Annotated in this window: 8 protein-coding genes and 1 tRNA gene; 4 read left to right on the top strand and 5 right to left on the bottom strand. The window is 34.3% G+C overall.

Annotated features, from left to right (window positions below; translation table 11 throughout):
• The first annotated feature begins 425 nt into the window (after positions 1 to 425).
• Together C1A06_RS07560 and C1A06_RS07555 are read left to right on the top strand one after the other, a co-directional pair.
• Complete coding sequence (locus tag C1A06_RS07560) at positions 426 to 1,445, top strand: LacI family DNA-binding transcriptional regulator (RefSeq protein WP_101689636.1); 1,020 nt, start codon at positions 426 to 428, stop codon at positions 1,443 to 1,445.
• Positions 1,446 to 1,701: 256 nt separating this feature from the next.
• Positions 1,702 to 4,170 (top strand): glycoside hydrolase family 95 protein, encoded by a 2,469-nt coding sequence (locus tag C1A06_RS07555; protein WP_101689635.1) that lies wholly within the window; start codon positions 1,702 to 1,704, stop codon positions 4,168 to 4,170.
• A 638-nt stretch (positions 4,171 to 4,808) separates the two neighbouring features.
• On the opposite strand, the gene C1A06_RS07545 is transcribed toward C1A06_RS07555, so the two are convergent.
• The 3 genes from C1A06_RS07545 to C1A06_RS07535 form a co-directional block, all read right to left on the bottom strand.
• The gene (locus C1A06_RS07545; RefSeq protein WP_145996363.1) at positions 4,809 to 6,473 is read right to left on the bottom strand and encodes a ligand-binding sensor domain-containing protein; all 1,665 of its coding nucleotides are present in this window, start codon (positions 6,471 to 6,473) and stop codon (positions 4,809 to 4,811) included.
• An 82-nt stretch (positions 6,474 to 6,555) separates the two neighbouring features.
• Positions 6,556 to 7,629, bottom strand: coding sequence for a response regulator transcription factor (locus tag C1A06_RS07540; protein WP_221405680.1), 1,074 nt, complete (start codon positions 7,627 to 7,629; stop codon positions 6,556 to 6,558).
• Between the two features lie 190 nt (positions 7,630 to 7,819).
• Positions 7,820 to 7,891, bottom strand: a tRNA-Arg gene (locus tag C1A06_RS07535).
• A 127-nt stretch (positions 7,892 to 8,018) separates the two neighbouring features.
• On the opposite strand from C1A06_RS07535, the gene ung reads away from it, so the two are divergent.
• The gene (ung, locus tag C1A06_RS07530; protein WP_101689632.1) at positions 8,019 to 8,681 is read left to right on the top strand and encodes a uracil-DNA glycosylase; all 663 of its coding nucleotides are present in this window, start codon (positions 8,019 to 8,021) and stop codon (positions 8,679 to 8,681) included.
• Positions 8,682 to 8,692: 11 nt separating this feature from the next.
• Here the strand turns inward: ung and C1A06_RS07525 are convergent, their stop codons facing one another.
• Positions 8,693 to 9,649: an aldo/keto reductase gene (locus tag C1A06_RS07525; RefSeq protein ID WP_101689746.1), complete on the bottom strand. Its 957-nt coding sequence runs from the start codon at positions 9,647 to 9,649 to the stop codon at positions 8,693 to 8,695.
• Positions 9,650 to 9,943: 294 nt separating this feature from the next.
• Between C1A06_RS07525 and megL the strand changes: the two genes are divergently transcribed.
• Positions 9,944 to 11,140: a methionine gamma-lyase gene (gene megL / locus C1A06_RS07520; RefSeq protein ID WP_101689631.1), complete on the top strand. Its 1,197-nt coding sequence runs from the start codon at positions 9,944 to 9,946 to the stop codon at positions 11,138 to 11,140.
• Between the two features lie 55 nt (positions 11,141 to 11,195).
• Here megL and C1A06_RS07515 read toward each other — a convergent pair whose 3' ends face one another.
• The gene (locus C1A06_RS07515) at positions 11,196 to 11,786 is read right to left on the bottom strand and encodes a hypothetical protein (protein ID WP_101689630.1); all 591 of its coding nucleotides are present in this window, start codon (positions 11,784 to 11,786) and stop codon (positions 11,196 to 11,198) included.
• Positions 11,787 to 11,919: the final 133 nt, after the last annotated feature.

The raw sequence follows: 11,919 nt of genomic DNA, 5'->3' as shown, positions 1-11,919 counted from the left end.
CAATATTTATGTTATACAACACAAATTGCAATAAAATTAATGTTAAAATTAAATTATTATTCTGTTACTCTAAATTAGATAACTATCGGACGGGAGTTGAAAACACTTGCTTTAAATTTAAGAAAGGATTTAAGCATATGCCCTAAAATAAGAAATGGCTGTCTCACGACAACCAACCTTCATTGTTAACCTTAAATCTAATACCATGAAAAACACAGTACAAAGATAGTAATATTTATGTTATACAGCATAAATATAGACACAATCAATGTTAAAACATTTTCGTCTATTAAGCGATTAAATAAAAAGCCACAAGAAAGCATAAGGCTAGATGCATAAAAAAAGTTATCAATGGTATGAAGCAATAAACATTCTCAGCGAAACAAAACAAATTAATAAATTACATATTATATTTATATTTGTGTATGAAAAAAGTCAGACATACTTCGTTGAAGGATCTAGCGACCGAATTGGGAGTTTCTATTTCCACTGTTTCCCGGGCTTTGAAAGACAGTCCTGAGATTGGTACTGAAATGAAGAAAAAGGTTAAAGATCTAGCTAAAAAATTAGGCTATCGTCCTAATCCATTTGCTATGAGTCTTCTAAAAAATGCGCCGAGAATTATCGGAATTATTGTGCCTGATATCGTAACACACTATTATTCTTCTATTACAAGTGGAATTAATGAGGTAGCTCGTCAAAATGGGTATTCTACCATTATTTCTTCTTCGTATGAGCAATATGAAAGAGAAAAAGAATGCCTTGAAGACCTTATCAATATTCGTGTAGAAGGAATCATTGCATGCCTTTCTCAAGAGACAAACGAGTACTCACACTTCGAGGCATTATATGATCAAAATGTCCCACTTGTTTTTTTCGATCGTGTTTGTCTGACTAACAAATTCTCTAGTGTTATTACAGATAATGTTGATTCAGCAACTATTGCAACAAATCATTTTTTAGACACTGGATCTAAGCGGGTTGCATTCATTGGCGGGGCAAATTCTTTAGAGATTGTCAAGCAACGTAAACATGGCTATCTGCAGGCATTGAGAGAGCGTAAAATAAAAATTGAGAAAGATTTGGTTTTCTGCAAAAGAATTGGATACGATGCCGGTTACGAAGGAGCCAAAACGTTACTCTCACTACCTAATTCACCAGATGCAATTTTGTGCATGACTGATAGTCTTGCATTTGGAGCAATGAAAGCGATTAAAGATAATGGACTCAAAATTCCTGAAGATGTAGCTCTGATAGGTTATACTGACGAAATCCATTCCAACTATGTTGATCCACCATTAACAGCCATGACTCATCAAACATATAAAATGGGCGAAACTGCTTGTGAACTATTACTGAAACAAATACAAACAAGAAGTAAAATTGAACAGGTAGTTGTGCCATGTATTCTCTCTATAAGAGATTCGTCGATAAAACATAAGTAGTTCTTGTATTTACAAAGTATCATTCTGTACTTCTAAACAATATATATTCAACTATTTTCGACTTAAATGTTGGCTAATTAGAACAATCGATTCTTCGCAAACCTTTGCGTATGGTTTTAACCAGATTTGCTATTCTTCGAATGATATAATAAATATTTTTGAGCAGAATCAAGCATAAATCTAACCTAGAAATACGATGTTCTCATTACGGAGTTGAACTCCTGAGTTGAGGCATCAAAATAAAAAACAATGTACAATGAATAAGAAAGCTGTAATTTTTTTACTCCTTAGTTTAATATCAGTCTGGGCTTTTAGCCAAAACAATCTTAAACTATGGTATGAAAAACCTGCTAAGAAATGGACAGAGGCTCTACCTCTAGGCAATGGTTTTATTGGGGCAATGGTTTTTGGTGATACCGAGAATGAACTAATCCAATTGAACGAAGGTACGTTATGGTCAGGAGGTCCTCAGAAAAAAAACATCAATCCTGATGCTCACAAATATCTAAAACCTATACGTGAAGCATTGGCTAAAGGAGAATATAAATTAGCAGACGATCTTTGCCGAAAAATGCAAGGATATTATAGTGAAAGCTTCCTGCCTTTAGGTGATCTGCATATAAAACAATCATATAAAGATAAAAGTCGTTTCAAGAACTATTATCGTGATCTAAGCCTGAATGAAGCGATTGCAACTACTAAATTTGAACATAAAGGAGTAAAATATAATCGTGAAGTATTTACTTCTGGACCAGATAGCATAATGGTTATCCGCTTCACTGCAGACAAAGAAGGGATGATAAATCTCGATTTATCATTAAACAGCTTATTAAAACATACTGTTTCTTTCAAAGGAAACGACCAATTAGTCATGAGCGGAAAAGCTCCGGCTCGTGTAGATCCAAATTATTACAATAAAGAAGGACGTGATCCTATTTTACAAGAAGATATAAGTGGCTGCAACGGAATGCGTTTTCAAAGTATATTGAAGGCTATTCCTAATGGAGGTTCTATGACTGCCGACAAGGATGGAATACATATAAAAAATGCGAATAGCGTAATTGTATTATTCTCAGCTGCAACCAGCTTCAATGGTTTTGACAAATGCCCGGACAGTGAAGGTAAAGACGAAAAAGCAATATCAGAGCGATATATTGCTAAAGCGCAAACAAAATCATTCGAAATATTAAAAGCAGACCATGTTGCAGATTATAAACAATATTTTGACAGACTGAGCTTTGAATTACCTAACAGAAAAATGACAAAGGCGACTAATGATAGACTTCCTTCAGATCTTCGTCTGAAATTATACTCATATGGTAATCATGACCCTGAATTAGAAAGCCTATTTTTCCAATATGGCCGTTATCTGTTAATATCGTCATCTAGACCAGGCGGTTCTGCTGCTAACCTTCAAGGAATATGGAATAAAGAGTTCCGTCCTCCATGGAGTTCAAACTATACTATCAATATCAACACCGAAATGAATTATTGGCCAGCCGAAGCTGGAAATCTTTCGGAAATGCACACACCTTTATTGCAGTTTATTCCAAATCTAGCGAAAACCGGAGCTGTAACAGCTAAAGAGTTTTATAGGACCAGAGGTTGGGTGGCACATCATAATACTGACATTTGGGGTTTGAGTAACGCTGTAGGTGATTTCGGAGATGGTGATCCAAGCTGGGCCGGATGGTTTATGGGAGGCAATTGGTTAAGTCAGCATCTATGGGAGCATTATAGTTTCACAGGAGACAAAGAATTTCTGAAAAGCACTGCTTATCCAGTAATGAAGGAAGCTGCTCTTTTCAGTCTTGACTGGCTAATTGAGAGAGATGGTTATTTGACTACATCGCCATCAACTTCTCCTGAAGCTTTATTCATTACAGAGAAAGGAAGTACTCATTCGGTTACCGAAGGTTCAACGATGGATATTGCTATAATTCGCGATCTATTTACGAATTTGATAGAAGCTTCAGAAGATTTGAATATTGATCATAAATTCAGGAAACTGCTTATTGAAAAACGTGCGAAGCTACTTCCTTATCAAATTGGTTCGCAAGGCCAATTGCAGGAATGGGCTAAAGATTATAAGGATCAAGACCCTCAACATCGCCACCTTTCTCATTTGTTTGGCCTACATCCTGGACGACAGATTTCACCTCTCACAACTCCTGAGTTAGCTAAAGCTTGCGAGAAAACATTCGAGATTCGCGGAGACGAAGGTACTGGTTGGAGCAAAGGTTGGAAAATAAATTTTGCTGCCCGTCTGCTTGATGGCGATCATGCATACAAAATGATTCGTGAGCTAATGCAATATGTAGAAGAAGGTCAAGGTGGTGCAGGAGGTACTTATCCAAATTTTTTCGACGCACATCCACCATTCCAGATTGATGGCAACTTTGGAGCTACAGCCGGTTTCATGGAAATGTTGCTGCAAAGCCACTTAAAAGAGCTACACTTATTACCAGCCTTACCTACTAATTGGAACGAGGGCAGCATCAAAGGATTGAAAGCTAGAGGTAATTTTGAGGTTGATATAACATGGAACAATAATCAATTGAAGGCGGCTTCAATAAAATCGAATCTAGGTAAAAAATGTACTATTCGGACAGATGTGCCGATTGAAGTGATCGGAGCCAAAACCGAACAAAAGACTGATGGAAAATACTACTTAAATTCTTTCGAAACAGAGAAAGGCAAAGTATATCAGATAAAAGCTAAATAAAGAAAATATTTTTATTGAGATAAAATAATATAGCCTACCCTAAAAGTAGGCTATATTGATAAAGGAATATATACCCAAAGATATTAAAGCTATAAATATGACATATAGAACATTAAGCTTAAACATCTTGTCCTCAGTACTATTTCTTAGTATAAGAACAATCCAGACAATACTAATAAAAAGTAAATCGAAGTAAATGATCAGTCTTTTTACTGCCATAGACTCACCATCTCCACTAGCAATATCGCAAGGATCTTTTAACAAAGTACTAATTACTGTATAAAGAAAAGATATCCATATATATTTATTCCAATTAGAACCTATATTCTTGCATAGATAAACAACTATCAACAAAAAAATCCAATTAAATAATATGTGCAACATAGGATGAGTAGCCTTAACTAATAGCCATACAACACAAACTAAAACCATAACAATAGTTTTAACTCGTTTCATTTTATCAGCTTTCTCCATTTTATTTTAAAATAATTCTTTTAAATTCGATATTAGCACAACAGATTTCTCGATAGCCATTTATCATTAATTATTTACAGGTCTTAATATAAGGAATTATATCGTAGTCATCAAAATAGAAGCGCATAAATTCAGACTCTTACCTGAACACAAAGATTTTCTTTTCATTTTTTTACGACTTCCATATTTCCGTCATCTTTAGTTATAACTTCCCAATTTTCGTTTAGATCTATTATATAAAATTCTCCGACAATTTTCGTCTCAGTTATCTCTATTGGTAAAGGGAAAATAAAATAACTTATATTATCTTTTTCATAACTTAAAACTCCTGATTCTCCTAATTTATCTTTGCCCTTAATAGTTGAAAAATTCCCAAAGTTTCTTCCACCCGATTTATCTGTTCCTACTATATCCGAATATACAATTCCTTTATCATTAAGAGTTAATGTTCCATTCATATTGAAAGTACGGTTATAACTATCGTTAGTAAAAGCAACTCTTAATACCGGTCTATCAATAAGTAAATCAGTATAATATTTGACCAAATCTTTTTGGATTTCCTCTCTTTTCATTTCTTGTTTGTGGATTTCCTCAAAATTATTTCTTTGTTTTGCTTGTTCAAACTCTATTTCTGGAACTTCAAGCTTCGATTTATGAATATAAGTTTCATATATATCGGCAAAGTTGTAAATTTTGTCTAAGCCATGCCGCCAGGGCACATTCAAATAATCGAAAATCATCCCATAGCCAGGCCCTGTCGCATAAGGAAAAGGTCGAGTATAAGTTTCAGCTTTCTCTCTTTGATTGATTTCAGCTATAGCTTTTTCGTATTTATTCTCGTAGCTTGATAAGACAATTCCAGTATAATTAGCTAAACCTTCTAATGTTTCTAAATCTAACTCCCCACCTAGATATTCTGTATATTGTTTTTGTCTCTCATTTCTAAATATAACAGCATCTTTTAGATAGCTCTTCACTTCATCAATTTCTTCATTTTGATCTATGGCTTTTAATGTTTTTTTTAACGCCTGATATTCCAGCCGAAGCAAAATACGAGCATTAGTTTCGTCCAGATAATTAATAGGATTTCCTTCGTATTTCCTAAATTTAAATTGTAAAAGGTGGAACAATTCATGAATAATGGTTGAACTTTTATCATTCATATAATTGATCAAAACAGTCGCGTATTCATTCTCATCATATGGTTGAGTAGTGTTTACAAAAGACAAAACATCAGGCTCAATCTTTTTATAGTATAGTGTATCATTATCCGTTTTACTGTTCGAAAGCTTAGTCAGGCTGTAGATAGTATTGTCATAATCAATAACAATTAGACTATCATTCCATATAGGATATCCCCAAAGATTACCATTATCATTTTCTAAAATAAATTTTGCTTCAAGTAACTTCGCCTGTACATTTTGCTTGGTTCTACGAGGAAGCGATCTATTATTTTCTTCAATTTTAGAAATGATACTTGCCCATTCTATAGTGTCCTTCCATTTCTCAAATTCTATTTGCTCACTTGTCTTTTTAAGGTCTGAAAAATAACGCTGATCAATCAAATAATTAAATATTTTAAAAAAAGTATCTTGATCGTTATTCCCTGCGAAAATAATAGTCCCTTGAAATAAAACATAATCAGACAATTTCTCAATTCCACCAGCCATTTCTATCACTTCCATGAATTCGCATGCTGATTTATTGTATTTTTTAGCTTCACAGTTTTCTACCGCAGATTGAAAAACTTGGTTGATGTTTTTTTCCTGAGCATTAATAAATGGCAAGATAATACACAATAGAATAAAGAATAAAAGAATCTTTTTCATTTCCATAAATATTTAGAATTATGGAAATAAATGTATTTATAAAAATATCTAAAATAGGGCTGATACAGGGTTGAAATAGGGACTAATCCTCAGTATGATTTTTGAATTTATTACTCAATTCGTGTCTGTTTGTCACATTTAATTTGGCATATAGATTCCGGATATGTGTTTTCACCGTACTTAGTGAAATAAAAAGTTCATCTGCAATCTCTTTATTTGATTTACCCTCTAATATTAATTTGGCAATTTTTTCTTCTTGATTAGTTAACGTCGAATCAAGATTATCATATTGTTCTTCTTTGACTAGTAATAATCTTGTTTTTCTGAAAAGAAAGACAGAATATAATATCGAAATTAGAATTAAAATACCTAAAACATAATTTAATCTTTTGTGAAATGAATATTTTTCCTGAATAATAGTATTAGATATTTTAGAAATTTCGTCTTGATACTGTAGGTAATATGATGTCTTGGAATAATACTTCTCAAGCGAGTTTAAAAGATCATTGTAATATTCTGGATCATTCTTAAAATCAGCTTTTAAGTCTAATTTACTATTTTTTATACCAGCAAATGCTAAAAGCTTAACCAACGGATGTGAGATTTTTTCAGCACAATATGATTTTACATTCTTTGCATAATTGTTTATAGCTTGTTGCCTTGCCTCACTATTCTTGATCTGTGAATAGCCTTCAATCAGTTTCTTCTCAAAAGATTTAAATTCTCTCCATTCGTAATCTGCCTTATTGGTATTCTCTGATTGATTAAACCAATTACTGCGGAAACTTTCGAAACAAATAGTATCTGAGTTTGAAAAAATAAAATTAGAGTAATTACTTTCATCGCTATTACTTACTAAGTTTAAACCTTTTGAGTTATCTGAATTCGAATGAATGCGGTAAAGTTTATCTTTTTCGGATAACAATTGACCTTTAAATTCAAAATATCCAAGGCTATCGGTTTGGGTCGAAAAAAGAATTTGATTTCCTGTTATCATTGTTTCTTCATCATACATTAACAGACTCAAATAAATAGTTCTTTGTTTCTGTTCAGAATCAATATATCCCGATATTTTGTATTGCCCATAAGAATTGGGAATAGCCAGAATGACAACGATAAAATATACTATGAATCGACCAATTGCTCTATGTTGCATCTTACTTATATGATTATATAAAACGTATTATTAGTACAACAAAACATCTCCATTTATAACAGAATTAGACAATGGATGTGTTTCCCTATCAATAACAGACTCATAAACAAGTCGTTTACCCTTTAAAAAGATAGATTTTGACGCAATAGCTATTTTCGCAACAAATGAGAACTCAAAACTCAACATTTTGTGACTCTGGCGGGAATCGAACCCACATCGAAGGAACCGGAATCCTTTATTTTATCCATTAAACTACAGAGCCATATTGGGCAATACAAAAGTATAAAAATATAAACAGTATTCAATCTTTATCTCAAAACATTATTTACGAATTGACTATCTCCCGAAAAAAGCATACTTTTGAGTAAAAGTTAATCATCAAGCCAATTATGAACGTAAAAATAGAAGAAAGCTGGAAGAAACAATTAACCGAAGAATTTGAAAAACCATACTTCGTTGCGTTAACCAATTTTGTTAGAAATGAATATAAAACAAAAAAAATATTTCCTCCCGCAAATCTTATATTCAATGCATTCGACTCTACTCCCTTCGATCAGGTAAAAGTGGTCATCTTAGGCCAAGACCCATATCACAATGACGGACAAGCTCACGGGCTATCATTCTCTGTCAATGACGGTATTCAGTTACCGCCATCGTTGATCAACATCTACAAAGAAATAAATCGGGATTTACAAATACCTATTCCCTATTCAGGCAATCTCGAACGATGGAGTAAACAAGGAGTTCTACTCCTCAACGCGACTCTAACTGTAGAAGCCCACAAAGCAGGATCACACCAAAACCGAGGCTGGGAAGCTTTTACTGATGCAGCAATTCATAAATTAGCTGATCAAAGAGAGAATCTGGTTTTTCTTCTGTGGGGAGCTTATGCTCAGAAAAAAGCCTCATTCATCAATCCTAATAAACATTTGATTCTTACATCTCCACACCCATCTCCCCTATCAGCCCATCGCGGTTTTCTAGGGAATGGACATTTCAGCAAAACAAACGAGTATCTATCTCAACACGGAAAAGCTCCAATCAATTGGTGACTCACATCTAATTATTCTCGCGTAATAGCGTCAATAAGTGCTAATTCCTCGGGAGAGAAATCTACATTTTTGGAAGCTTTTAAATTGTTTTCCAACTGACCGACAGAGCTTGCTCCTATAATAACAGAAGTAACATTCTCATTATGTAACAACCAAGCCAAAGCCATTTCGGCTAACGATTGTCCTCTCCCAGAAGCAATATTGTTTAACTGCGATATTTTCTGGATAACAGAAGCCGTCACATCACTTTCTTTAAGAAAGCCCGTACTTTTATGAGCTCGCGAGTTCTCTGGTATTCCATTCAAATATTTATCGGTCAAGAGTCCTTGAGCCAAAGGCGAAAAAGCGACAAAGCCTACTCCCACTTGTTTATTTAAAGCCATATGTTCTTTTTCTGGATTTCTGACAAGCATACTGTAGCGGTCTTGATATACGAGGCAAGGAACTCTCTCGCTTCGCAATATAGCATAAGCCTCAGCAGCTTTATCTGCAGGATATTTTGATAAACCAACATATAAAGCTTTCCCCTGTTTCACTATATCAATCAATGCTTGCATTGTTTCTTCCAATGGAGTCCGTGGATCGTAACGATGGGAGTAGAAAATATCGAAGTATTCCAATCCGGTACGTTTCAGACTCTGATCAATACTAGCCATTATATATTTACGTGAACCTCCATCTCCATATGGTCCATTCCACATCAAATGACCGGCTTTCGACGAAATAACTAATTCATCTCTATGACTTTTTAATTCTTGCGCTAGTATTTTACCAAAGTTGGCTTCTGCACTTCCTGGAGGTGGACCATAATTATTAGCTAAATCAAAATGAGTGATTCCATTCTCGAAAGCATAGAGTATCATAGATCTCGAAACCTCGAGATCATCCACATCTCCAAAGTTGTGCCACAAGCCCAAAGATATTTCGGGAAGTTGTAAACCGCTTTTACCACAAAAGTTATATTTCATCGTTTTCAACATTTATTGCTTAATACCATTAAAAATACGTTTTAATTTTCAATTCTAAGATCACGAAGCTATATTATAGAGAAAGTTTTATGCACACTCTCATTACATACAGAGAGAGCCTGAATAGATCTTTTTTACATTTAGACACGAATAACCAGAAACAACATCCTTAAAGAAAGCCACAGACACGTCATATAACCATTAAAGCATAATAACACTTACATTTTATTGTATCCATCACAACAAATTATTATCTTCACAGATGAAGAACACACCTAAATCTAACGTAAAAACATGAAAAAAGAAGAACTCAAAAAAGCAGGCTTCGCAACAAAAGCAATTCATGGAGGAGCTCAAAAAAATCAGTACGGAGCTTTATGTTCTCCGATATATCAGACCTCAACTTTCATTTTCGATAGCGCCGAACAAGGTGGTCGAAGATTTGCACTCGAAGAAGACGGATATATCTATACTCGACTGGGTAATCCTACAGCAACAGTTGTAGAAGAAAAAATAGCTTTGCTCGAAGGAGCAGAAGCAGCAGTTGCTTGTTCATCAGGGATGGGAGCTATTACTTCTGCTATTTGGTCATGCGTGCGACAAGGAGACCACATCATTGCAGCTAAGACACTTTACGGATGTACTTATGCATTCCTTAGCCATGGCATTGAACGCTTTGGTGTTGAAGTGACTTTCGTAGATACAAGAGACGTAGAAAATGTGAGAAAAGCAATGCGCCCGAATACCAAACTGATTTATTTCGAAACTCCTGCTAATCCGAATATGTATATTAGCGATATAGAAGCAATAGCCGAAATAGCTCACTCGGTTGAGAATTGTATTCTGATGGTTGACAACACCTATGCAACACCATACCTATGCCAACCCTTGTCGTTTGGAGCTGATGCTGTTGTTCATTCTGCCACTAAATACCTAAATGGACATGGAGACGTAGTAGCAGGATTTGTCGCTGGAAATTCTGAGTTCATTCAGCAAGTTCGACTATTCGGCGTAAAAGACATGACCGGAGCTAATATCAACCCATTTGATTCATTCCTTATTACTCGTGGATTGAAAACATTGGAAATACGTATGGAAAAACATTGTTCTAATGCACAGAAAGTAGCCGAGTTTCTAACTACACATCCAGCAATTACGAATGTTATGTTTCCAGGATTGCCTTCATTTCCGCAATACGAACTTGCAAAAAAACAAATGAGATTACCTGGAGGCATGATTGCATTCGAACTAAAAGGAGGAATTGAAGCCGGAAAGAAGCTAATCAACAATGTAGAAATGCTTTCAATTGCTGTCAGCTTAGGAGATACGGAATCATTAATACAACACCCCGCAAGCATGACTCATTCGGTTTATACACCAGAAGAGCTTAAAGCTAGCGATATAGCAGAAGGATTAATACGACTGTCAGTTGGATTAGAGAATCACGAAGATATTATTGCCGATTTAAAGCAAGCTTTAGATAAGTTATAATAAAATAAAAATAGCTAAGCATATGCTTAGCTATTTTTATTTTACAGAATCTATTTTAATCGATATATTCTTCATAATCGACCTCTCCGTCTGATACTTTTTTTAGTACTAAATCATAAGTTGCCTTTTCTACTACTACATTTTGAATATCAATTTCTATAGCATTATTCGTTTCGTTGTTATATTCGGCTAAGATTCTTTGCAATTCATCCATATCTTCGGAATATTCCTTTGTTACATCGTCATGAAGCATAATTTTTCCATTCCCTATTTTCACAGAAATATATTGAAATACTGCATCAGTATCATATTTGATACCTAGTTTGTCATCTTTTAGATCATAAAAAAGGTCGTCAGCACGAAAATAGGCAACTTTATTAGATTCTTCTACATACCAGCCATCATACCCTCCTCCTTTGCCATCAAAGTAAAGCAGAACTTCATCTGCATCACGCTTTGTCTCAATATGCCAAACAATGACTTTAGTCATATTTTCATCATTGGTCTTAACTACTATATTTTCATTCTTTTCTTCAATCCATGTGCCTTTCAAATCACTTTTACCATAATCATTATCATCGTCCGAACACGAAAAGAAAGCTACAGAAAGTAGCACCGCTAAAAATAGTTTACTTAAATTTTTCATTAGATTGTTTGTTTAGTTTAAATAGTTTGATTATTTGTATATAATTACGTTGTGTTAAATTCTTTTCTCTTTTCGAGAGCCTCAAAAATATACATTATTTAACATCAGACAAGTAAATTTCTATAGATTTAAT

This window comes from Dysgonomonas massiliensis (assembly GCF_900240225.1).
Taxonomy (GTDB): Bacteria; Bacteroidota; Bacteroidia; order Bacteroidales; family Dysgonomonadaceae; genus Dysgonomonas; species Dysgonomonas massiliensis.
The sequence above is the reverse complement of the archived record's forward strand: the minus strand, read 5'-3'. Positions and strand labels throughout refer to the sequence as shown.